The organism is Rhodococcus sp. 06-418-5 (assembly GCF_002258285.1).
Taxonomy (GTDB): Bacteria; Actinomycetota; Actinomycetes; order Mycobacteriales; family Mycobacteriaceae; genus Rhodococcoides.
Genome location: NZ_NOYE01000025.1, coordinates 185,866 through 208,378 on the forward strand (window position 1 = coordinate 185,866; position 22,513 = coordinate 208,378).

General features: G+C 63.9%; 28 protein-coding genes and 1 tRNA gene. 22 read left to right on the forward strand and 7 right to left on the reverse strand.

Annotated features, from left to right (window positions below; translation table 11 throughout):
• The first annotated feature begins 83 nt into the window (after positions 1-83).
• The 5 genes from CH274_RS19495 (at position 84) to CH274_RS19515 (ending at position 4,292) form a co-directional block, all read left to right on the forward strand.
• Positions 84-1,565, forward strand: a complete 1,482-nt coding sequence (locus CH274_RS19495) for a trypsin-like peptidase domain-containing protein (protein WP_082322504.1) — start codon at positions 84-86, stop codon at positions 1,563-1,565.
• Between the two features lie 89 nt (positions 1,566-1,654).
• Positions 1,655-2,152 carry a MogA/MoaB family molybdenum cofactor biosynthesis protein gene (locus CH274_RS19500; RefSeq protein ID WP_037191958.1) on the forward strand — a complete coding sequence of 166 codons (498 nt, stop codon included), beginning with the start codon at positions 1,655-1,657 and terminating at the stop codon, positions 2,150-2,152.
• Positions 2,153-2,160: 8 nt separating this feature from the next.
• Positions 2,161-2,364: a hypothetical protein gene (locus tag CH274_RS19505; RefSeq protein ID WP_032395744.1), complete on the forward strand. Its 204-nt coding sequence runs from the start codon at positions 2,161-2,163 to the stop codon at positions 2,362-2,364.
• Positions 2,365-2,928: 564 nt separating this feature from the next.
• Entirely contained in the window at positions 2,929-3,702 is a 774-nt protein-coding gene (locus CH274_RS19510) for an MspA family porin (protein WP_094658556.1), read from the forward strand.
• A 146-nt stretch (positions 3,703-3,848) separates the two neighbouring features.
• Complete coding sequence (locus CH274_RS19515; RefSeq protein ID WP_094658558.1) at positions 3,849-4,292, forward strand: hypothetical protein; 444 nt, start codon at positions 3,849-3,851, stop codon at positions 4,290-4,292.
• Positions 4,293-4,410: 118 nt separating this feature from the next.
• On the opposite strand, the gene mscL is transcribed toward CH274_RS19515, so the two are convergent.
• From mscL to CH274_RS19535, 4 genes are all read right to left on the reverse strand, one after another.
• Positions 4,411-4,884 carry a large conductance mechanosensitive channel protein MscL gene (mscL, locus tag CH274_RS19520; RefSeq protein ID WP_045196436.1) on the reverse strand — a complete coding sequence of 158 codons (474 nt, stop codon included), beginning with the start codon at positions 4,882-4,884 and terminating at the stop codon, positions 4,411-4,413.
• Between the two features lie 43 nt (positions 4,885-4,927).
• Positions 4,928-5,590, reverse strand: coding sequence for an SAF domain-containing protein (locus CH274_RS19525; protein ID WP_094658559.1), 663 nt, complete (start codon positions 5,588-5,590; stop codon positions 4,928-4,930).
• A gap of 89 nt (positions 5,591-5,679) precedes the next feature.
• Complete coding sequence (locus CH274_RS19530; RefSeq protein ID WP_032396238.1) at positions 5,680-6,024, reverse strand: FmdB family zinc ribbon protein; 345 nt, start codon at positions 6,022-6,024, stop codon at positions 5,680-5,682.
• Between the two features lie 153 nt (positions 6,025-6,177).
• The gene (locus CH274_RS19535; protein WP_094658561.1) at positions 6,178-6,774 is read right to left on the reverse strand and encodes a 5-formyltetrahydrofolate cyclo-ligase; all 597 of its coding nucleotides are present in this window, start codon (positions 6,772-6,774) and stop codon (positions 6,178-6,180) included.
• A gap of 107 nt (positions 6,775-6,881) precedes the next feature.
• Here CH274_RS19535 and CH274_RS19540 point away from each other — a divergent pair, with 107 nt between their 5' ends.
• The 13 genes from CH274_RS19540 (at position 6,882) to CH274_RS19600 (ending at position 17,188) form a co-directional block, all read left to right on the forward strand.
• A complete protein-coding gene (locus tag CH274_RS19540; protein ID WP_032395738.1) occupies positions 6,882-7,835 on the forward strand; it encodes a UTP--glucose-1-phosphate uridylyltransferase in 954 nt (317 codons plus the stop codon).
• Between the two features lie 33 nt (positions 7,836-7,868).
• Positions 7,869-9,128: a molybdotransferase-like divisome protein Glp gene (glp, locus tag CH274_RS19545; RefSeq protein ID WP_032395737.1), complete on the forward strand. Its 1,260-nt coding sequence runs from the start codon at positions 7,869-7,871 to the stop codon at positions 9,126-9,128.
• 72 nt (positions 9,129-9,200) lie between these two features.
• Entirely contained in the window at positions 9,201-9,848 is a 648-nt protein-coding gene (locus tag CH274_RS19550; RefSeq protein ID WP_032395736.1) for a GNAT family N-acetyltransferase, read from the forward strand.
• Between the two features lie 150 nt (positions 9,849-9,998).
• On the forward strand, positions 9,999-10,868 hold the full coding sequence (gene sepX, locus CH274_RS19555) for a divisome protein SepX/GlpR (protein ID WP_094658563.1): 870 nt from the start codon (positions 9,999-10,001) through the stop codon (positions 10,866-10,868).
• A gap of 55 nt (positions 10,869-10,923) precedes the next feature.
• Positions 10,924-10,996, forward strand: a tRNA-Ala gene (locus CH274_RS19560).
• 352 nt (positions 10,997-11,348) lie between these two features.
• Positions 11,349-12,191 carry a glycosyltransferase family 2 protein gene (locus CH274_RS19565; protein ID WP_052683774.1) on the forward strand — a complete coding sequence of 281 codons (843 nt, stop codon included), beginning with the start codon at positions 11,349-11,351 and terminating at the stop codon, positions 12,189-12,191.
• A complete protein-coding gene (locus tag CH274_RS19570; protein ID WP_256993641.1) occupies positions 12,188-12,832 on the forward strand; it encodes an acyltransferase in 645 nt (214 codons plus the stop codon). The genes CH274_RS19565 and CH274_RS19570 overlap by 4 nt, the downstream gene beginning before the upstream one ends.
• A gap of 166 nt (positions 12,833-12,998) precedes the next feature.
• The gene (locus CH274_RS19575; RefSeq protein WP_179275809.1) at positions 12,999-13,862 is read left to right on the forward strand and encodes a glycosyltransferase family 2 protein; all 864 of its coding nucleotides are present in this window, start codon (positions 12,999-13,001) and stop codon (positions 13,860-13,862) included.
• A 367-nt stretch (positions 13,863-14,229) separates the two neighbouring features.
• On the forward strand, positions 14,230-14,682 hold the full coding sequence (locus CH274_RS19580) for a GyrI-like domain-containing protein (RefSeq protein WP_032395733.1): 453 nt from the start codon (positions 14,230-14,232) through the stop codon (positions 14,680-14,682).
• Positions 14,683-14,777: 95 nt separating this feature from the next.
• Entirely contained in the window at positions 14,778-15,116 is a 339-nt protein-coding gene (locus tag CH274_RS19585; RefSeq protein ID WP_254924311.1) for an effector binding domain-containing protein, read from the forward strand.
• A gap of 189 nt (positions 15,117-15,305) precedes the next feature.
• Positions 15,306-15,980, forward strand: a complete 675-nt coding sequence (locus CH274_RS19590; protein WP_176459156.1) for a ScbR family autoregulator-binding transcription factor — start codon at positions 15,306-15,308, stop codon at positions 15,978-15,980.
• 59 nt (positions 15,981-16,039) lie between these two features.
• Complete coding sequence (locus tag CH274_RS29340) at positions 16,040-16,210, forward strand: hypothetical protein (protein WP_155290802.1); 171 nt, start codon at positions 16,040-16,042, stop codon at positions 16,208-16,210.
• A 75-nt stretch (positions 16,211-16,285) separates the two neighbouring features.
• Positions 16,286-17,188, forward strand: a complete 903-nt coding sequence (locus tag CH274_RS19600) for an SDR family oxidoreductase (RefSeq protein WP_045196424.1) — start codon at positions 16,286-16,288, stop codon at positions 17,186-17,188.
• Here CH274_RS19600 and soxR read toward each other — a convergent pair.
• Positions 17,104-17,604 carry a redox-sensitive transcriptional activator SoxR gene (gene soxR / locus CH274_RS19605; RefSeq protein ID WP_082073774.1) on the reverse strand — a complete coding sequence of 167 codons (501 nt, stop codon included), beginning with the start codon at positions 17,602-17,604 and terminating at the stop codon, positions 17,104-17,106. The genes CH274_RS19600 and soxR overlap by 85 nt on opposite strands.
• Before the next feature lie 64 nt (positions 17,605-17,668).
• On the opposite strand from soxR, the gene CH274_RS19610 reads away from it, so the two are divergent.
• The gene (locus CH274_RS19610) at positions 17,669-18,907 is read left to right on the forward strand and encodes an arginine deiminase (protein ID WP_094658769.1); all 1,239 of its coding nucleotides are present in this window, start codon (positions 17,669-17,671) and stop codon (positions 18,905-18,907) included.
• A gap of 4 nt (positions 18,908-18,911) precedes the next feature.
• Here CH274_RS19610 and arsC read toward each other — a convergent pair whose 3' ends face one another.
• Positions 18,912-19,295 carry an arsenate reductase (glutaredoxin) gene (arsC, locus tag CH274_RS19615; protein WP_094645632.1) on the reverse strand — a complete coding sequence of 128 codons (384 nt, stop codon included), beginning with the start codon at positions 19,293-19,295 and terminating at the stop codon, positions 18,912-18,914.
• A 64-nt stretch (positions 19,296-19,359) separates the two neighbouring features.
• Here arsC and CH274_RS19620 point away from each other — a divergent pair, with 64 nt between their 5' ends.
• The 3 genes from CH274_RS19620 (at position 19,360) to CH274_RS19630 (ending at position 20,896) form a co-directional block, all read left to right on the forward strand.
• Positions 19,360-20,028 carry an SDR family oxidoreductase gene (locus CH274_RS19620; protein WP_094658567.1) on the forward strand — a complete coding sequence of 223 codons (669 nt, stop codon included), beginning with the start codon at positions 19,360-19,362 and terminating at the stop codon, positions 20,026-20,028.
• A 10-nt stretch (positions 20,029-20,038) separates the two neighbouring features.
• Positions 20,039-20,407 carry a GntR family transcriptional regulator gene (locus tag CH274_RS19625; RefSeq protein ID WP_045196418.1) on the forward strand — a complete coding sequence of 123 codons (369 nt, stop codon included), beginning with the start codon at positions 20,039-20,041 and terminating at the stop codon, positions 20,405-20,407.
• Between the two features lie 66 nt (positions 20,408-20,473).
• Positions 20,474-20,896, forward strand: a complete 423-nt coding sequence (locus CH274_RS19630) for a DoxX family protein (protein WP_032395726.1) — start codon at positions 20,474-20,476, stop codon at positions 20,894-20,896.
• Positions 20,897-20,935: 39 nt separating this feature from the next.
• Here the strand turns inward: CH274_RS19630 and CH274_RS19635 are convergent, their stop codons facing one another.
• Positions 20,936-22,447, reverse strand: a complete 1,512-nt coding sequence (locus CH274_RS19635) for a dolichyl-phosphate-mannose--protein mannosyltransferase (protein WP_094658770.1) — start codon at positions 22,445-22,447, stop codon at positions 20,936-20,938.
• Between the last annotated feature and the right edge of the window lie 66 nt (positions 22,448-22,513).

Sequence of the window (22,513 nt, forward strand, 5' to 3'; positions counted from 1 at the left end):
TCTCAGTCCCGCCCTGCACAGTGAGTAGCAAGAAGGCGGGCGGACCTCGGAAACCGAGGTCTCTACTGAAGGAAGCAGCAACGATGAGCGACGACCGTAACGAATCCGAACAGAGCGGACAGGGTGCCGGTGGCGAGCAGCATCCGGCGGACCGGGCTTCGCGCGGCGACGAGCAGAACTACTCGGCACAGCAGCATCCGACTCAGCAGCATCCGACTCAGCAGTTCCCGCCGCAGCAGGGTTACCCCCAGCAGTACGCCGGCTACGGACAGGGGGCCTACCAGCCCGGCTACGGCCCGTACGGTCAGCAGGGCGATCCGCAGCACACCCAGGCTCACCACGCACAGCCCCAGCACGTTGCGCCGCAGTCCGATTCGGCACCGACTGCGGTGAAGTCCCGCCCGGGTAGGTCGGTACTGGTGGCCGGAGCCATCGCCCTCGTTCTGGTCGGTGGCGGAATCGGCGGCGCGGTCGGTGCGATCGCCACCAACAACGCCAACGGCAACGGCGGGGGAGTGACCAACTCACTGAATTCCACGGTCACTGCAGCTCAGCCTGCCGCCAATTTCCCCGACGGCTCGATTCAGGCAGTAGCGAACAAGGTTCTGCCGAGCGTCGTGCAGATTCAGGTGAAGGGCTCCCAGGAAGAGGGTGAGGGCTCTGGCGTCATTCTCAGCAGCGACGGCCTGATCCTGACCAACAATCACGTCGCGACGGGTGCGGGTGCCAACGGCAAGCTCACCGTCGCGTTCTCGGACGGATCGGTGGCCGACGCGACGATCGTCGGTGCCGACTCGGTCTCGGACATGGCCGTCATCAAGGCCGAGGGCAAGTCGAACCTGACGCCGATCGAACTCGGATCGTCCTCGAACCTCGAAGTGGGCCAGCAGGTCATCGCGATCGGCTCCCCGCTCGGCCTGGCCGGCACGGTCACCACGGGCATCGTCTCCTCGCTGAACCGGCCCGTGTCGACGTCCGGCGAGTCCGGCAATCAGAATTCGGTGATCGACGCCATCCAGACCGACGCTGCGATCAACCCGGGCAACTCGGGAGGCGCACTCGTCAACACCGACGGACAGCTCATCGGCATCAACACTGCGATAGCCACGCTCGGCGGCAGTCAGGGGTCCGCGCAGAGCGGCTCCATCGGGCTCGGTTTCGCCATCCCGGTGGATCAGGCCAAGCGCATCGCCGACGAACTGACCACGACGGGCAAGGCGACCCAGGCAATGATCGGCGTTCAGGTGCCGTCGCAGGACGACGCCAACGGAGCAACCGTCGTCGAGGTCACCGAGGGAGGACCGGCAGCAGCTGCGGGCATACCGAAGGGTGCGGTGATCACCAAGGTCGACGATCGCATCGTTGCCAGCGGTGACGCGTTGATCGCGGCGGTGCGGTCACACGCACCGGGCGATTCGGTCACCATCACCTACACCGACGGCGGCAGCGAGAAGACCGCGACCGTGACGCTCGGCACCGCCGAGCCCGCAGCGGCGCAGCCACAGACTCAGCAGCAGGAACAGCAATTGCCGTTCCAGGTCCCGTCGTTCCCCGGTGGCCGCTGATGTTCGGAGAAGCGGGCAGGCAGAGCACGGTTGCAACGATTTACGCACAGCGTGAGCCGGGTGGAGGCCTTACTACTACGGTGAGCGGTATGGAACTCGACGCACCACTGGCAGGGCGCGCGTTGGTCGTCATCGTTGACGACCGAACAGCGCACAGCACCGAGAAGGATTCGAAGGGCCCACTCGTCACGGAGCTGCTGACCGAGGCAGGCTTTCTGGTCGACGGTGTCGTCGCAGTGACGGCGGACGAAGTGGACGTGCGCAACGCACTCAACACCGCGGTGATCGGCGGCGTCGATCTGGTGGTCTCCATCGGTGGCACGGGCGTCTCACCGCGCGATGTCACTCCGGACGTCACCGCGGAGGTCCTCGACCGTGAGATTCCGGGTATCAGCGAGGCACTGCGATCGTCGGGGTTGGCAGCAGGTTCGTTGGACGCAGGTCTGTCCCGCGGGCTGGTCGGTGTGTCCGGAAGCACCCTGGTGGTGAATCTGGCCTCGTCGCGGGCTGCGATTCGAGATGGGATGGCGACACTGACGCCACTGGCGAGTCAGGTCATCGCCGAGCTGTCGGGATTGGACGCATAGCGATACCCATGAGCGACGAGCCGAACGACGATCGATCGGCCGAAGACGACGCGAGCCGGGCCCGAGCAGAACGGGCCCGGCTCGCTCGCATCTTCGGTGAGGTGCTGCCGGAGACGACCGGAGACGAACGGGGTGAGGGTTCGGGTGTCGAGAACGGCGGGTCGGCGTCGGACGAATGGTTGAAGCAACAGCGACCACCCCATTACTTCTGATGTGATCCACGACACATTTATTTGGCCTGAATGACAGGTCTGTTAGTTACTCGTTTACCTGCCGTTAGCGACGCGCGACCGGGGTACGGGTGGTTGGGGGACCGCACTGCCTCCGCTCCGTGCGGCGCGAGAAGTGACGATTCGCCCGTAACGGGCGGGCCGGTCCGAGCGTCTTCCCACATCAGAGCGGTTTTGCGGATTTGCGCAATGTGTAACGGTCTGGTCACGTAACCGGATAGTGTGACGCGCGTTACCACCTAATGGGGTGTGAAAGTTGTTCACGCCGTTGAAACACATCACGCCGAGGCAACGATGTGGTCCCGATCGTAGGGATTGTCACGATCGGGCAACTCCTCTAATGTTCCCCTCAGCTTCCAGAGACCAGAGCGTGGGACCAACCGGTTCCGCGCTCTTCACCTCGGAACAGTGTGATCAAGGATGTGGCCTTCGCGGCTACATCCGGCTCGGGCTCGCACACATCGTTGAGTGCGATCTAGTTCGAGGGTGAAAGCCACAAGCTTCCCCGTGCGACACCGCGCTGGGACTGAACATGATGAGGAATAAATGACGGAGATCCAGAAGTCGCGGCGCAGCCGGGGACTCAAGTCCATGAGCGTTGCAGTTGCTGCCAGCGCTTCGGTAGTCGGCCTGGTGCTCGGTACCGGAACGGCTTCCGCCGCTGTCGACAGCTCCAACTCGGTTGTCGACGCCGACGGCAACACCATCACGGTGACGCTGTCCGACACCTTCATCAACGGTGTCGCTCCGCTCGACGGCAACCCGCTCACCCGTGAGTGGTTCGCCAACGGCCGGGCTTCCTACGACGTCCAGGGCCCCTCGGCCGACGACTTCGAGGGCACCCTCAAGATCGGTTACCAGATCGGCTACCCGATGAGCCTCAACGGTGGCGTCGAGATCTCCTGGTCCTCGCCTTCGGCCGAGTTCAACCTCGGCTCGGGCAACGAGTCCAGCGTCACAGGCACGCTGCCGATTGTCGGCGGTGGAGATCCCTCGGTAGTTCTCGGCGGCGCGGGCACCTCCAGCACCGGCCTCGATGTCGGCGTTCAGCTGATCCCGCAGGCCACCGGCACGATCGCACTGGCCAACGGCCCCGGCGTCGTGCAGTCCGAGAGCGCATACGCAGTGCTCAACGAAGAGGCCGACATCACCTCTTCCGAGGGTGACGCAGCGGGCACCAGCGGATCCATCCAGGTCGCGAACCTGCACGGCACCGCCACCGGCATCCTGGGCAACGTCACGATCCGTCCTTACGTTTCGCTGACCAGCGGAACGGGCGACACGGCCATCACCTACGGCGTCCCGGTTCGCCTCAACTGATTTCCGAATCGGTTGTAGCTAGGTGACGTAACGTCACCTGCTGAAATTCGAGACAAGTTCAGGCCCGTACGGATAACTCCGTACGGGCCTGAACTATGTTCTGCACAGAAGTAGTTCGACGTACACAGAGAGGCACTGAACCGAAGATGCACTCGAAATCCCGTTTCACGGTCGTCGCCGCGGGAGCGCTCGTTGCTCTCGGCCTCGCCGCCGGTTGTAGCAGCGACGAGTCCGCGGCCTCCGGCGAGAACACGGATGTCTGCAATACCTTTGCCGCCGACCACAACGCGTTCGTCGGACTGGCGGCAGCAGGACCCGGATCGGCCGAGAACATTGACAAGTGGACCGCCGACAAGCAGGCAGCTGTCGACAAGCTGAAGGCGCTGCCCGGCACCGCCTCCGGTGATGTCGCCAGTTCGTTGACGACATTCGTCGATGCGTTGCCCGCGGATACGCTGGAGCTCTCGACCACCGACAGTGAGGCAGGCAAGGCCTTCGTCGACAACGGGGCGGCCGTTGCCTCGGCGTGCGAGGCAGACGGCACGACGATCACGCTCGACGCGCTTCCGCTCTCGACGTTCACCAACTGAGTGGGACCGGCCGCGTCTCGGCCCTCCCCCTGAACGAATGAATGCGCCATTCACGCTGTCAGACAGCGTGAATGGCGCATTCATTCGATAGGGGACCCGACTGGCTCGGGTGCGCGAATCAGTCCTTGGAGTGCTTGCCGAGATCCGGTGCCGCGTCGATTGCCTCGCCGCTACCGCCGGTGGTGTCGGCTGAAGTCGAAAGCTTCTGTCCCGCTTCGGTTCCCCCCGCGAGGATGTCGCGAATCTGAACCAGCACGTCGACGTCGCTCAGTTCCTTCTCCGGCTGACTGACGAAGCGCTTCTTGGCCGTGTTCACCGGGAGAATCAGTACGAAGTAGACCACTGCCGCGATGATGACGAAATTGATGACCGCGGTGATGACTGCGCCGACGTTGACGAACGATTCCGGCGACGACGTGATCTGAAACCCGAAGCCGTATTCGTTGCTGCCACCGAGCGCTGCGACAAGGGGGTTGATGACGTTCGTCGTGAATGCGGTGACGATGGCGGTGAAAGCCGCGCCGACGACGACCGCGACTGCGAGATCCACGACATTGCCGCGGAGTAGAAAGTCCTTGAAGCCCTTCAGCATGAGCCCTTCTCCCAACGTTCGGTTTGTTCTGTCTCGACAGACGTTAGTGCAGGGTGACGGTGATTGCGCTGACCAACGAGGCGGCCGCAACCGTTGTTGCATCGTTCGTCGGTAGAGCCAGTAGTACGACGCGGTCTCGCTGCCTGCTGCCACCGGCGTCGGCGGAGACGAGCACGACCATCGCTCCCGACGCGAGAACCCGGGCCGCGGGGACTGCATCGGGGTTCTCCTGAGACTCGACCGTCAACACGTCGACGCGGTCGCCTTCCCGCAGCAGGTCGGTCACCGCGGCATCGGCCAGATGCACCGGTACGACGCGTGCCTCGGTCCCCAGGGCCGTCGTGGCGGTCCGAGATCCGAGTAGGCGTACGTCGGTGAGCAATTCACCCGACCGGACCGGTCCGGTGAGTGTTCGACCGTTCACGGCCTCGGACTCGACGAGTGCGCCCTCGGGGACGTTCGCCCGGTCCCACTCGGCCGCCGCCACATCGGCGGAGGTGAGTACGGTGCCGGGTGTCAGGTCGCGCCCGGCCGTGATCACTCGTACGCGGTCGTCACCGGCGGTGTCGTCGACGAACAGAACGGCGGCAACGGAGACCAGAACTCCCGCTGCGATCCGTCTGAATTTCGTGGATCCGACCCACGCCGGACGCGCGGTGATGCGATCGAGCAGCGTCGAGTCGAGTCGATTCTTGCCGGCAGCCATGGCCGAAACGATATCGGTGGCCGTTCCGGTACAGGCACCGAAAAGGCCGGGCTGTGGATAACGGCCCGGCCTGTGGATGAAGCGGAAAGTTACTGGCTGGCAGCAGCTTTCGTCGTGGACGAGGAAGACGAAGAGTTCGACGACGACGAATCGGAAGATTTCTTCTCTGCGGGCTTGGACTCGGACTTCGAGTCCGACTTCGCAGCGGCCGCATCGGACTTCTTCTCGCCCGCGCCCTCGCTGGAGGTGCCCCCGCCGCCGCGGCTGTCGGTGCGGTAGAAGCCGCTGCCCTTGAAGACGATGCCGACGGAGTTGAACAGCTTGCGGAGCTTGCCCGAGCACGCGGGGCACACCGTCAGTGTGTCGTCGGTGAAGGACTGAACGATGTCGAAGCGGTTGTCGCACTCGGTGCATGCGTATGAGTAAGTGGGCATCGTGTTTCCTCCGCGCTGGTCACCGAGGAAATTCGCCACTCTGCTGGCCGAGGCCGAACACCGCCGGTGTCTTGTCTGTTCGTCGAAACTGTCGAAACTGGGGAGAGCATTAGCACTCTACAGTCAGGAGTGCCAACGAATCGAATCGTAGCGTTATTCCGTACCCAAGCGTAGGAGTCCGCTGCCGGGGGTCAACACGTGCGTCACCGGTCTGTCGTGCGGTTCGGCGGGTAGGCGATCGACCAGTTCGTTCTCACGCACCACCGCGACCAGCATGGCGTCGCGCCTGCACAGGTCGAGAGTGCGGTCGTAGAAGCCCGCGCCTCGGCCCAACCTGTTTCCGCGCCGGTCCACGGCCAGCGCGGGGATCAACACCAGTGAGCAACCCGACACCGCGTCGGGATCGAGCGTCGGCCCCGACGGTTCCAACAGCCCGAACGGGGCCGTCACCAACGACTCACGTCCGGCGTACCGAGCCCAGCGCAACGGACCCGGCTCGTGCGCACTCGGAAGCAGAACCGTCGACCCGGCCGCGGCCATCGCGTCGAGCATCTCGACCGAACCGGGCTCCCGGCCGACGGGAACGTATGCGGCGACCACCGAGTGTTCGGCCGCCAATTCGCCCAGGACGTGACAGAGTGCAGAGGACTCCATTGCGCGTTGCGCACCGTCGAGCAGTCGGCGTTCGGCGAGAACATACTTTCGCCATCGATCCTTGGACGTGTTCTCCGTGAAATCGGGAACGGTCACAACGATTCGTCCTCCCTTCCTGTGCTGTCGTTCAACGATATGCACTCGGGGGTAAAACGCGGCACACGGCAAGCAGATCACCAGAAACCATGGATAGGGTGAGCACCATGACAGAAGCCGTTACAGCGACGACCGCCGCCACGCCCGTGCATTTCCGCACGGCCATCGTTCCCGCAGCGGGCATGGGTACCCGGTTCCTGCCGGCCACGAAAACCGTTCCGAAAGAACTGCTTCCGGTGGTCGACACTCCCGGTATCGAGCTCGTCGCAGGCGAAGCAGCAGATTCCGGCGCGCAGCGACTCGTGATCGTCACGTCCCCCGGCAAGGACGGCGTCGTCGCCCACTTCGTCGAGGACCTCGTCCTCGAGAACAAGCTCGAGGCCAGCGGCAAGCTCGAGATGCTCGAGAAGGTTCGAGTTGCCCCCGGTCTGCTCGACGTCCAGTCGGTCATTCAGCACGAGCCGCTCGGACTCGGACATGCCGTCGCCTGTGCCGAAGAAGTCCTCGACGACGACGAGGATTCCGTTGCCGTTCTGCTTCCCGACGATCTCGTGATGCCCCGCGGTGTGCTCGACGTCATGGCCCGCGTGCGCGCCAAGCGCGGAGGCTCGGTGCTGTGCGCCATCGAGGTCCCCGACGACAAGGTCTCCTCCTACGGCGTCTTCTCTGTCGAGATCGTGCCCGACGCGGTCAACCCGAACGTCCTCAAGGTCACCGGTATGGTCGAGAAGCCCAAGCGGGAGGACGCCCCGTCCAACCTCGCTGCCGCGGGCCGCTATCTGCTCGACCGCGCGATCTTCGACGCCCTGCGCCGGATAAAACCCGGTGCAGGCGGCGAGCTGCAGCTGACCGACGCCATTGCACTGCTCATCGAAGAAGGCCATCCCGTGCACGTGGTGGTGCACCGTGGATCGAGACACGACCTCGGAAATCCCGGGGGATACCTGCGCGCTGCGGTTGACTTTGCTCTACAACGTGACGACTACGGTCCGGCGCTGCGCGAATGGCTGAACGAACGCTTGAGCGACAGCTGGGCACCGGAACTGACCACGTACGAATAGCATCGCGGGTCGATGCCATAGAGGAAGGGCCAGATGCGCTCGGTCGAAGATCAGCAGACCAGGGTGACCGCCGCGGCGGTGGCTCCACGGCCTGTCCGGGTCGCCATCTCGGAAGCACAGGGCCTGCTGTGTGCAGAAGAAGTGGTCACCGAGCGTCCCCTTCCCGGTTTCGACCAGGCAGCGATCGACGGCTACGCGGTACGGAGCGTCGATGTGGCGGCCGCGGGCACCGACCTGCGCAACGAGGACGACGAACGCATCGATCTGACGCTTCCCGTCGTCGGCGAGGTGTCCGCCGGATCGCGTCAACCCATCCGGTTGCAACCGCGTCAGGCGGTACGAGTCGACACCGGCGCGCCGCTGCCCACACTGGCCGACGCCGTGTTGCCCCTGGATCGAACCGACAGCGGTCGTGCCCGCGTCAAGGTGTTCCGTCCGGTGCGGTCGGGTGACTACGTCCGCAAGATCGGCGACGACGTGCAGCCCGGTGACGTCGCGGTTCGCGCAGGCACGATCATCGGCGCGGCTCAGGTGGGGCTGCTCGCCGCCGTCGGGCGCGACAAGGTGCTGGTGCATCCTCGGCCGCGACTGTCGGTGATCTCCGTCGGTGGGGAACTGGTCGACACCGATCGGACCCCGGGGCCCGGTCAGGTGTACGACGTCAATTCCTACGCGCTCGCCGCCGCAGCGCGTGACGCCGGAGCCGACGTCAACCGGGTCGGGATCGTCAGCACCGATCCCAAGCGACTACGCGAGGTGGTCGAGGGCCAGCTCATTCGATCCGAGATCGTGGTCATCGCCGGAGCGGTGGGCGGCGGCGCATCGGACGGTGTGCGCGAGGCGCTCGGCGAACTCGGCGACATGGAAGTGGAACGAGTCGCGATGCACCCCGGGTCCGTCCAGGGCTTCGGCCAACTCGGACGCGACGAAGTACCCACCTTCCTGTTGCCTGCCAACCCCGTCAGCGCGTTGGTGGTGTTCGAGGTCATGGTGCGTCCGCTGATTCGGATCGCTCTGGGCCGACGGCAGCCGATGCGACGGACCGTGACCGCTCGAACCGTCGCGCCGATCACCTCGATCGAGGACCGTAAAGGATTTCTGCGCGGCCAGCTCATGCGCGACGAGGGAACCGGTGAATACCTGGTGCAGGCGCTCGGCGGCGCACCAGGATCGTCCTCGCACCTACTCGCGACACTCGCCGAGGCGAATTGCCTGGTCGTCATCGATCCCGAGGTCACCGAAATCCGCACCGGCGAAGAAGTGAAGGTCTCGTTCCTCGCTCAGAGAGGCTGACGCCATGTGAGCGGTAGTTCGTAGTGGGCTACGAGTTTCCGCTCACCTGCGCGTAGCGCATAACATCGACGGATGCCGCGAACGTGGTCGAGCCACCCAGGTTGGCCGGCGAAATTGGGTCCAGTGAGAGTGGCCGCCGGAACCGTCACCGTGCGGCCGGTACGGATGCGCGACGCGGCCGCGTGGAGCCGGATTCGCACGGAGGATCGCGCCCACCTCGAACCCTGGGAGCCCAGCGGAGAGGGCAGCTGGAATTCGCGGCATCACATCTCCTCGTGGCCGACGCTGTGCTCGGGCCTGAAGTCCGAGGCGCGCAAGGGGCACATGCTGCCGATGGTGATCGAAGTCGACGGTGAATTCTGTGGCCAGATCACCACCGGAAACATCGTGCGGGGAGCACTTCGATCGGCCTGGATCGGGTACTGGGTGTCCAAGGAGGTCAACGGCAAGGGCGTGGCCACCGCGGCCTTGGCGCTCGGGCTCGACCACTGCTTCGGTCCGGTCGGACTGCATCGCGTCGAAGCGACGGTGCGACCGGAGAACCTGGCCAGTCAGGCAGTGCTGCGCAACGTCGGCTTTCGTGAAGAGGGGCTGCTCTACAAGTACCTCGACGTCGACGGCGAATGGCGCGATCACAAGCTCGTCGCGATCACCTCCGGTGAGGTGCAGGGAACCGTCGTCGAGCGGTTGGTTCGCGCGGGCCGGGCTGCGTGGGCGTGATCTTCGCGGCCGCGGCGCGAGTACTCGTGTTGTCAAAGTGACAGGAGTGTAATTCGGGTCGGCGCGTCTGCGTCGTTCTCGTTCTTCCTCCGCATAGCCTGAGGACGTCTTTCACTGTCGCCGTCGTCCAAGGGGAGGAGAACAACGCCGATGCCGAACTCGATCATCTGGATCGGTCTCGTAGCCGTCTGGCTCTTCGTTCTTCTGCCCATGCTCATGACCAAGCGTCCGCAGATCATGCAGACCACGGACGCTGCGCTCGCCACCCGCGTGCTGCATCGGGGTGGCACCCAGCGAAAGCAGCGCGGCCCCGCGACCGGGCATCGCAGCGATCCCGACTGGCGACCGGAAGACGACCTGCGAGTCTCCGCGCCGGCCCGAGAGATCTTCGGTGCCGCGATCGCGACCGTTCGTCCAGACTCACCCGATCTACCCGGTACCGCGGAGGACCCGATGGACACTCACGCTGCAGACAGCGACCTCGACAGCGAGGCACCGGACACGGAAGCACCGCGCGGAGGTTCGCCCGCGCACGAACCCGGTGTCGTCGACGACGATTTCGTTCCTCGCCGACGCGGACGCGGTGGTTTCGATCCCGAGGCCGATGCGATCGCCCGGGCCGCGCGGTACGCATTCCGACAGCGCGCCGTCCTCGGCCTGGTCTTCGCGGCGATCACCACCGCAGCCCTGGCCTTCATCATCTCCCCGGCGGTCTGGTGGCTGTGTGGACTGTCCGTCGCTGTCCTCGTCGGTTACCTGTACTACCTGCGTCGTCAGGTGCAGATCGAGGAAGAGGTGCGCAGGCGTCGGCTCACTCGGATGGGCCGATCACGTCTCGGCGTGGAATCGGAAACCGACGAAGAGTTGGAGCTCGTCCCGCAGCGACTGCGTCGCCCCGGCGCGGTGGTGCTCGAGATCGACGACGAGGATCCCGAATTCGAGCACCTCGAGCACTATGAGGAGCCGTTCCAGGCCCGTCGTGACGACGACCGGGACCTGCGCAGAGCCCAGGGCGCGTAACCGACACCCGAAGCGGCTTTGCTAGAGTTACCCAGCCGGTCGGCATGACGGCAAAGGGGCTGTGGCGCAGTTGGTAGCGCGTCTCGTTCGCATCGAGAAGGTCAGGGGTTCGATTCCCCTCAGCTCCACCGACACGAAGAACCGTCACTCACGCGAGTGGCGGTTTTTTCGTGGTCCCGGCAACTGCGGAGGCACGTGTTACTGCGAAGTGAATTCGAGATGGATTCATATCGAACGAATTGGGTGATCGGTTCGGGATTCGATTTCAGAAGGCTGTTTCGCAAACTGCAGTTGCACAATTGCCGCACAAAACCGTCGATTCGATTGTTTGAAGCGATGCGACCCGACCGAACGAACCTTTCGAGCCAGTGAGCTGCGGATATGCAATTCGGGGCAGCTTTAGGCAATTCTTGGAACATGTCGTAAGTTCGAATTCGTGGCTGAGCTGTATTCAATGTCCGAATTTGTCAGGGGATCGCGATGAACACTCTCAGTGTGGTAATTCCGGTGCTCGACGAGGTCGATCATCTGGGTGAATGTCTGACGCTGCTGCTCGATCAGGGCGACGACATCGACCGCATCGTCGTGGTGGACAACGGGTCGACCGACGGCACGCTTCGGTTGGTGAACGACATCCGGGCGGTCACGAACAAGGTCATGTTGGTCCACGAGCCCAACCGCGGCGTGGTCCACGCTCGCAACACCGGATTCGACCTGGTGGACTCGTCGATCATCGGTCGAATCGACGCCGATACCCGTGTTCGGCCCGGGTGGGCGCGCTCGATCGTCGACTTCTTCGACGAGCATGCCTCCGTCGCCGCCACCGGTGGCCGGACGTTCCTCTACGAATCACCCTGGGCTCGGCCCCTGGCGTGGATGCATTCGCGCGCCGAACGACGTGAGCCGGCGGTGCGCGCCGCCCTGGCGGTATCGGGCAACAACTTCGCGATTCGCGCATCAGCCTGGCGCACGGTTCGCGATGCGGTCAGTGAGCGAACCTGTGTCCACGAAGACATCGATCTGTGCCTGTGCCTGGCTGCCGAGCGCTTGCCTGTTGCCCAGAACGGGTCGATGAAGGCCGCAGTGTCCGGTAGGCGCGCAACGACATCGCCGGTGAAATACGTCCACTATGCGTTGGCGGGCTACCGCTCCTACCAGGAGCACGGTCTGGCGTCGCGCAAGCTCGGACGCATCGTGGCGATGGATTGGCTGATGCACACACTGCGGTGGCCGATCTCGCGACTGTTCGCCGCAGTACCGTGCCGGGCATTGCCGGTCGACGATCGTGCCGAGTCCGACGAACGGATGCGAGCCGCCGCGTGACGGCCGGTTCGCGTATCCGCGACTGGATGCGCAATCCGTCGGACGTCCGCTGGGCCCTCGCTCAGATGCGTCAGGCGACTGTCGTCTCGTTGGCGAATGTGCCCTTCTTGCCCGCCGTGCTGCGCGCATCGGTTCTGCGCCCTGCGGGTCTACGGACGACCGGTCCGTGCCTGATGTACGGCGGTTCCATGATTCAGGGGCAAGCATCGGTTCGATTGGGCACCGGCGTGTTCGTGAACTTCGGCTGCTACTTCGACACCGTTGCCGACATCGTGATCGGTGATCACGTCTTCATCGCGGATCACGTTCGCATTCTCACCAGTACTCACGAGACCGGGCCGTCGCATCATCGCGCAGGTGCATTGCGGGGAGAGTCGGTGGTGATCGGACCGGGAGCGTGGATCGGATCGGGCGTGGTCGTGATGCCGGGCGTGCACATCGGGGCCGGCTGCATCATCGGGGCGAACTCGCTGGTGACGGCAGATTGCGAACCGGACGGTGTGTACGTCGGGTCTCCGGCGCGCCGTCGCCGAGAGTTGAACGACCTTCCCGCAGCGCAGCAGTGGATCGGGGAGAAGGCCGATTTTCGTGATCGGGAAGCAATGCACAGATTGGTAATTCCTCCGAATTCCGAATTCTGATTCATAAAGTCCGAATAATTCGACGGGTTCTTTTCTTGAAGTAATGATGTAGCATCGTCAACGTCAGCGGCTCGAATTCAAATGCGTTCAGCGCCAATGGGTATCGAGCTACACGATTGCCAAAAATATGTCAGGGGTTGGCGTTGTGAATACTCTTTCCATTGTTGTGCCTGCGTTCGACGAGTCGGCTCACATGCGCGAATGCCTGGATGCATTGCTCGTTCAACGCGAACGCATTCACGAAATCATTGTCGTCGACAACAATTCGACCGACGACACCGCGGCCATCGTCGCGGAATACGCGCGGCGATTTCCGCAGGTGGTGCTGCTGCGGGAGTCCGAGCGCGGCGTCGTGCACGCACGCAACACCGGTTTCGATCACGCCCACGGATCGGTCATCGGCCGCATCGACGCCGATACCCGTGTCCAGGCCGGCTGGGTCGACTCGGTACTGGATTTCTTCGATCGCCGACTCGACTATGTCGCAGTCACCGGCCCGATATACCTCTACGACTCTCCGTGGGCGCGCCCGTACCGGGCATTCGTCAACCGTTCCGTGCGGAACAGGCCTGCTGAGCAGTGGGTTTCTGCCGCATCGGGCAACAACTTCGCTATCCGCAGATCCGCGTGGGAAGCCGTTCGCGACAGTACGAGCCTGCGAACCGACCTGCACGAGGACATCGATCTGTCGCTGTGTCTGAACAAGGTCGGTCTGCGGATCGCGCAGATCGAGCCGATGCGCGTCGAGGTGTCCGGCCGTCGGTTACTGACGCCGCCGCTCGAGTATCGGCATTACGTCCGGAGTTCGTATCGCACGTGGGCCCATCACGGTCTGGCCAGTGGCTGGTTGCGCAGATTACTGATTTCGGACCTGGTTCTGCACACGGTGCATTGGCCCCTGACGCGAATTCTGTCGTCGTGCGAATCTCGGATTCTCCCGGTCTCGCATTCCGGAGCGAGCAACACGCCTGTGCGTGGTCTGTCGGATATTCGCGGCGAGAGTTACGTTGCCGCAGCGCACGGAAAGTAGATACTTCGGCGCTGTGTTCGTCCTCCTTCTTGCGTGAGGAATGCGGGCAGGGTCGCCGAAGCAGGTCCTTCGAGGACGGGCGGTCCGGGCCGGATTCGTGTCGGCGATCGACCGGAGCCGGCCTGGCCCGCAGAACCGGGGGATCGAGCACGCACGGGTGGGCCGCAGTGACCGGTGCGATGCAGCGGACCCTGAGCTTCGAGGCAGGAACCGTCGGCAGCTGTTGCGGCGATCGAGACGGGTGCGATGTTCGGTTGATCGTTCGACGATCCACCTACCAGTCGCGCCGGTAGATTGACGGGCGATATTGTGATCGGGCCGGTTCCGAACACAGGATCTGCCCCTGCAACTTCTCTACGGAGTGTGAATGTCGTTCGAGATCGTCGACCTTGACGAAACGTGGGTCGCTGGTCTTCCAGTTCGCAGCCCCAAACGGGCGCTCGGTCGCCTCAACGACCCGGCGCTCGATCAAGCATGGTCCGCTGTTCTCAATCAGGAGACCTCCGGTCCGCTCGCTTCCATTTATACGGACTACGCCCCCGGTATCGGTTCGTACAATACACAGGTAGTCGGTTATCTGTGTTCTTCACTCGGTCAGGTCGAGCGTGGACATCTGGTTGCGAAAGTGCCCGCGGCCAAATACGCGCGTTTTTCTGCGGTGGGGTATTTCCCCGAGGTTCTCACTCGATTGTGGACTCAGATCGATCATGCCGAAGAGCAGGGCGAGATCGTGCGATCGTTCACCGGCGACTACGAGTGCTATCCGCACGCGTACAAGATCGATCTCTATCTGGCGATCACTGCGCCCGGCGGTTCGTGATGACCTTCCGTGTCACGGCACGCAGCGCGGAGCTGTTCAGTGGGTTGGTGGCACCGCGGGTGGAGCCCGGCGCGGAATCGAGCGGTAGCGAGTGGATGCGATTCCTGCGAGATCGTGTGCGCGAGAAGCACATCGACGCAACCCAGGTGAGCACGGTGTACGTTCCGGATCCGCACGGCACGGTCAATGCGGTGGTCGCGGTCTCGGTGGACTCGCCGAGTGATGTGGCTGTGGGCGATGTGTTCGTTTCGATACCGACCGGTGTGTTCGCAGTATTCACGCCCAGTGGCGCACTGGCGGATCCGATCGAGGACGTATGGGCTCAGGTCGACGAGTGCGTTTTGTCCGGATCGATATTTCGCGCCTACAAAGAGGAAGTCGAAGTCGTTACAAATGCCGGAGAGGTGGAACTTTTCATTTCAATCGTTTTGTAAACGAGCCGTTCTTCATGTAATTGTCACTTTCGAATCACAAAGTCGCCACCGGACCGGTTACTATTGTCCAGCGCTGGCAGCTCGATATGGCGAAGTGAATTCCACGTTCACCTCGATCGGCCGACGGGCAGGCAGCGCGCACAGAGCGTCGATGTCATGGCAAGGTCGACAGAGCAGGGGTGTTCCAACATGGTGAGACAACTCAGAGCAGAAGCCACACGAGCGGCCGCACTGCGCGCTGCAGCAGACCTCTTTCTCGAGGTGGGGCACGCGAATGCCACGCTGAGTCAGGTGTCGGCGCAGTCGGGCGTGACCAAGGGCGCGCTGTATTTCCACTTCGCATCGAAGGAGGAACTGGCCCGCGCGATCGTCGACGAGGGTCATGAGCGCGTGTCCACGGCGTGCGCGGGCATGGTCGACAGCCGCAGTCCGGCTCTCGAGTCGGTCATCGGAATCTCGTACTCGGTACTCGAGCTGGCCGCCTCGGACCCTCTGGTGCGCGTCATGTACCGGTTGCAGATGGAGATCGACGGATCCGACACCGCCCGCGGCAGCGTGTTCGGTACCTGGGGAAACATCTTCGAGCATCTCTTCGAGCGAGCCATCGAGCACGGTGATGTCGCCGACCATCTGGACGCGGGCAACGCGGCGCTGTTGATCTGCGAGATGCTGGCTGGCGTTCTGATGGTGTCCGAGGCACAATCCCGTCTCGAAGACGCGCCGTCGCGCATGGAGAAGGTCTGGAACACGGTCCTTCCCTCGCTGGTGCCGATCGACAAGCTCGCCTACTTCCGTGAGTTCGCGGCGCGAAGTCTGTCCAGTTTCGTACGCGAGAACATCACGTCGGGGTCCGTCACCGTCTGATCGTGTTCGTGATCTCGATGTGCTTGCCGCGCTTCGGGCCGCCGGGCACACTGTGTGACATGGAACACATCACGCACGATCGAAAGATGTCGGACAACGAGCTCCGGAAAGCGATCGGCACCCTGCAGCAACGCGCGGACGATGCCCGCAAGCGGGGTGCCGCCGATGACGCTGCCCGCATAGAGCGCACCATCGCGGACTACCGAGACGAGATGTCGCAAAGATTGTGACGCCCCTCTCGGTCGTCACCGCGTAGGGTCGAAATCGAACTGACACGTGTCGACCGGTGGGGGATACAGGTTTCGATGGCTACATACGATCTGCGCGGCAAGAAGACGTTGATCACCGGAGCGGGCAGCGGAATCGGTCGGGCAACGGCCGTCGCTGCCGCCGAGGTGGGAGCCGAGCTCTTCCTCACCGACATCAACGCCACCGGTTTGGCGGAGACGGTGGACATGGTCGGTCGCGCGGGCGGCACCGTCAGCCACTCGTTGCCGTTCGATGTGTCCGACTTCGAGGCGGTCACCGCCTTCGCGGACGACATCCATGCCGAGTTCGGCAGTCTCGACGTCGTGATGAACGTCGCGGGAATCTCCGCCTGGGGAACCGTCGAGAACCTCGAGCATCGGCACTGGAAGTCGATGGTCGACGTCAATCTGATGGGCCCGATCCACGTCATCGAGAAGTTTCTACCGCCGATGATCGAGGCCGGTCGCGGTGGTCATCTGGTCAATGTCTCGTCTGCTGCCGGTCTGATCCCACTGCCGTGGCACGCTGCCTACAGCGCCAGCAAGTACGGGCTGCGCGGAGTGTCCGAGGTACTCAAGTACGACCTCAAGCGCCACGGAATCGGTGTCAGTCTCGTGGTGCCCGGTGGCGTGAAGACCGGATTGGTGCAGACGCTTCAGATCGCCGGCATCGATCGTGACGATCCGCGCGTACAGAAGTTGCAACACCGATTCGAAAAGCGCGCCGTGGAACCGTCGGTCGTCGCCGATGCCATTCTCGCCGGCATCGCCAAACGCAAATACCTCGTCTACTCCTCCAACGACATTCGCTTCGGGTACTGGGTCGCGCGAAAGTTCGCCCCGCCCTACGAGTTCGTGCTGCAGAAGGCGAACGATCAGTTCTCCAAACTGCTCGAGCCGCGTCGAGTCGAGGGTTCGTCGAAATCGACATCCAGCGTGCGAGCACCCGGCCCCGAATAGGACAGCTCGTCGTGCGGATTGGCCAGCGCACAGCCGGCCAACGAGAGACAACCGCACCCGATGCACCCGGTCAAGTTGTCCCGAAGTCGGATCAATTGTTCTATCCGAGAATCGAGTTCGCGATGCCACCGCGTCGAGAGCCTGGCCCAGTCCTCGCGCGTCGGCGTTCGCTCGTCCGGTAGTTCGCTCAATGCCTGACGTATGGTCGCCAGCGGGATCCCCACCTTCTGCGAGATCCGGATGAAGGCGACCCGTCGCAGAGTTTCGCGATGGAATCTGCGTTGGTTACCCGAGGTGCGGCGACTGCTGATCAGCCCCTGCTTCTCGTAGAAGTGCAACGCCGAGACCGCAACTCCACTGCGCTCGGACAGCTGGCCGGGGGTCAATTCGCGGACGTTCCACTCGGGCATCGGCACGACCTCGACAATACTTCAGGTCCTGATGCCGGCGGCGACCGGCGAATGGGTTTACCGTTCGTTGATGAGTGTCGATGCGGCTGCAGGCCCGTTGGGTGCCGACTCGGAGGTGGGGGTGCTGCGCACCGTGATGCTGCACCGGCCGGGCGACGAGCTTCGACGCCTCACGCCGCGAAACAACGATCAGCTGCTGTTCGACGGTCTGCCGTGGGTCGATCGCGCACAGGACGAGCACGACGCGTTCGCCGATCTGTTGCGTGGTCGCGGGGTGACGGTGCTGCTCCTCGGCGAGCTTCTCACCGAGGCCATGACGGTCAGCGGCGCAGCGCGAATGCAAGGTATCTCCGCCGCTGTCGATGCCCGACGGCTCGGCCGGTCGCTCGCCGAGGACCTCGCCCAACACCTGCGGGGTGTCCCCGCGGCCGAATTGGCGCAGATCCTGATGGCGGGCATGACATTCGACGAACTGCTCGAGGCGGAGGCGGGGGAGCCGCTTCCGATCGGGGCGTCGCTGGTTCGGCGGATGCATCACGGTGGGGACTTCGTCATCGATCCGCTACCGAACCTGTTGTTCACTCGCGACTCGTCGTTCTGGATAGACGATCGAGTGGCGATCACCTCGTTGGCTCTGCCTGCCCGGGTGCGGGAGACATCGCTGACCGATCTGATCTACGCGTTCCATCCGATGTTTCGGGGTGTGCGGCGCGCGTACGAGTCGCGGACCGCACCGGTCGAGGGTGGTGACGTGTTGCTGCTCGCTCCCGGTGTGGTGGCTGTCGGAGTGGGTGAGCGCACCACGCCCGCCGGTGCAGAAGCGCTGGCGCGCAGCCTGTTCGAGGACGGTCTGGCGCACAGTGTGTCGGTGGTGCCGATCGCGCAGGAGCGCGCGTCGATGCATCTGGACACGGTGTGCACCATGGTCGATACCGATGCGGTGGTGATGTATCCGGCCATTCAGGACACGTTGTCCGCCTTCACCATTCGCCGCGAGGACACGGGAGTCAGTATTCGAGGTGCCGACCCGTTTCTCGAGGCGGCCGCCGCTGCGATGGGAATCGGCAAGCTGCGGTTGATCGATACCGGACTCGACCACGTCACCGCCGAGCGCGAACAATGGGACGACGGTAACAACACGCTGGCCATCGCGCCGGGAGTCGTCGTCGCGTACGAGCGCAACGTCGAAACGAACGCACGACTCGAGGCGTCGGGCATCGAGGTGTTGCGGATTTCCGGATCGGAACTCGGCTCGGGACGCGGCGGTCCGCGGTGTATGTCGTGCCCGGTGTCCCGCGAGAGGTTGTAGCGCTCTACAGGACGGTGTTCACCTTGTCGGCCGGTCGGGCGAGCACAGTGCCCTTGTCGGTCACAACGATCGGGCGTTCGATGAGAATCGGATGCTCGGTCATCGCGGCGATCAACGTGTCGGCGTTCGCGCCCGCGAGCCCCAGTTCCTTGTAGATGCTCTCGCGAGTCCGGATGGCCTGACGGGGTTCGAGACCGGCATCGGCGAGAAGTGTGCGGAGTTCGTCCTCGGTCGGAGGCGACTCGAGGTACCGGATCACACGTGGAACCACACCGGCTTCCTCGATCAGTTTCAGCGCTGTGCGAGAGGTGTTGCACCGCGGATTGTGGTAGATGGTCGCCGAGCCCGATGGGTCGTTCCGCAGGCTCCTCTCCCCAGGGACGGTCATGTTTGCAATCCTGCCACGCGGGTAGCCAACCCGACAGATTCACGTCAGGAACGGAGTAGTCGATATGACCGACAAGCGCATTGTCATTGCAGGTGGCCACGGCCAGATCGCCCAACATCTGACTCAGGTGCTCACCGCCCACGGAGACCGCGCGGTGTCGCTGATTCGCAACAGCGACCACGTCGATGCCGTCACTGCGCTCGGCGCGTTGCCGCAGGTGATCGATCTCGAATCGGCTTCGGTCGACGATGTGGCCGCAGTGTTGGCCGGTGCCGACGCCGTCGTGTTCGCGGCGGGTGCGGGCCCCAACAGCGGTCCCGAGCGCAAGGACACGGTGGACCGCGCGGGCGCGGTGCTGCTGGCCGATGCCGCCGAGAAGGCCGGCGTCCGCCGCTACGTGCTCATCAGCTCGTTCGGTGCGGGCGAGCCGGTCGCCGAGGATCTCGACGACGGTTGGAAGGCCTACATCAAGGCCAAAACTGCTGCAGAAGAAGATGTTTCGGCCCGAGATGGACTGGACTGGACGATTCTGCGTCCAGGCAAGTTGACCGACGACGACCCGACGAACTCGGTGGCACTGACCGAACCGCCGATGGACTCGGGTGAGGTCACCCGGGCCGACGTGGCCGCAGTGATCGCGCAGCTTCTCGACACCGGCGCGGCTGTACGCAAGACTTTGATGCTCACGTCCGGTTCGACGTCGATCGTCGACGCAGTCGACGCTCTCGGATAAGGCACCTACTGTGCGCGTGCATATCGATTCGTCGAACACGACCCCTGTGTTCGAGCAACTGCGGATGCAAATTCTCGGGCTGGTGCGATCGGGCGATCTCATTGCCGGGACCAAGATTCCGACGGTTCGCGGCTTGGCCGAGGAGCTGAAGATCGCGCCGAACACGGTCGCGAAGACCTACCGCGAGCTCGAGCAGCAGGGCATCATCGAGACGCGAGGTCGGTCCGGGTCGTTCGTCGCGTCGGGCGGTGACCCGTCGCGTGACATCGCGGCCCGGGCGGCGACGGAGTTCGTCAGAACCGTGCGATCCATCGGTCTGGACGACGACCAGGCCCGTTCGTTTCTCGAATCCGCGCTCAAGGGTGCCAGCGGCAACTGAGTTGACGCTTCAACCTACTTCTGTCAGGGTGGTGCTGCCCGTACCGCCCTGCCAGAAGGATGTGTCATGAATTCCACCGTCGTCCGCGACGCCGTCGCCCTCGTTGCTCGAATCGGACTGGGAGTCGTCTTCATCGCCCACGGGTGGCAGAAGCTCAACACCTACGGTCTCGATGGTGCCGCCGCGAGCTTCGAGGCGATGAACATTCCGCTGCCCACCGCGTCCGCGTATTTCGCGACGTTCGTCGAACTCATCGGTGGCGGAGCGCTCGTGCTCGGGATCTTCACCCCGATCGCTGGGCTGCTGCTGTTCCTGGACATGCTCGGTGCTGCCGTCTTCGTCCACTTCGAGAACGGCGTCTTCGCTGCGGACAACGGTTACGAACTGGTCGTCGCGCTCGGCGTCGGTTCGCTCCTGCTCGCTGCATTCGGTGCCGGGCGCATCAGCATCGACGGCGTCACCAAGGGCAAGACGGCACTGCTGGCATAGGTCGTTCCGCCGGCTCTGCTTCGGCCTGGCCCGACCGCCCTACCGCCAGCTCGGTAACCACAACTGTTCCTGCCACATCTGTGGCGTGATCGGCATTGCGGTGAGAATCGGCCAGAGCCAGACGAAGTTCGCTATCACCACGGCGAGGTACAGGGACACCAGCAGTAGTCCGGTACCTCGCCGTTCGGCCGATGCGGTGGCCTTGCCGATGATGTCGCCCAACACCAACGCGAAGCCCATCACCATGAACGGGGCCAGAGCCACCGCGTAGAAGTAGTACATCTGCCGGTCGAGCGTGGTGAACCAGGGCAACAAGGCTGCGGAATAGCCGACCAGCACGGTGGCGTAACGCCAATCGCGTCGGACGAACACCGACCAGATCACCCAGGCCAGCATCGGCAGTGCCAACCACCACATCGCGGGAGTGCCGATCAGCATGATCGCCTTCACGCACGAGGACGCCGAGCACCCGGATACGCTCTCGCCGTCGGCGAAGTAGTACAGCATCGGCCGAAGGCCCATCGGCCAGGTCCACGGCTTCGATTCCCACGGGTGCCGGTTGCCTGCCGAATTGGTCAGGCCCTCATGGAATTCCAGCACGTTGCCGCTGTAGTACCAGAGCGAACGCAGTGCTTCGGGAAGGAACGAGAACGGCCCGCCTGCACCGATTCCGTTGCCGACCTCGTGCCGGTCCACGCCGGTCTCGGAGGTGAACCACGCCCAGTAGGTCATCAGATACACCGCGATCGGAACGACCACCAGCGCGTACAGCGCAGGGCCGATGTCGCGCAACGCCGTTCCCCGCCAAGGGCGTCCGACGCCGTACGAGCGCCGCGCCGCCACATCGAATGCCACGCTCAGCAATCCGAAGAACGCGATGAAGTACAGACCCGACCACTTGGTGCCGCAGGCGAGACCCAGCATCACGCCCGCCCCGAATCGCCACCAGCGCACCCCCATTCGCGGCCCCAGAACACTGGCGTCCATTCGGCCGTCGGCGCGTACTCTCGACAGTCGCCGCCGCATGTCGTCGCGGTCGAGTACCAAGCAGCCCAGTGCCGCGGTGACGAACAAAGCGAGGAAAATGTCCAGCATGCCGATCCGGCTGCTGACGAACGTCACGCCGTCGACGGTCAGCAGAATTCCCGCGATCGCACCGACGAGTGTCGAGCGAGCGAGCCGGCGCACGATCCGAATGACCAGCAGTACCAACAGGGTTCCGGCCACGGCCGAGGAGAAACGCCAACCCCACCCGTTGTAGCCGAACAACGCCTCTCCGACGGCGATCAGCTGCTTGCCGACCGGTGGATGCACCACCAGCCCGTACGCCGGATTGTCCTCGAGCCCGCCGCCGGTGAGAACCTGATACCCCTGAGGCGCGTAGTGCTTCTCGTCGAAGACCGGGGTTCCTGCATCGGTGGGGTACCGCAACATCGTGAAGCGCGTGATGGCGCAGATGACGGTGATGACGACGGTGACGATCCAACCGCGGCGGACATCGGTGTCGTGGAACCAGTCGCGCGCGGCAACGGTCGGCCCGGGACTGACCATCGACCGGTCGCCGGAGCGCTCAGAGGTCAGCAAGGTCACGTACCGATCGTAGGCGTTGATCGGTAG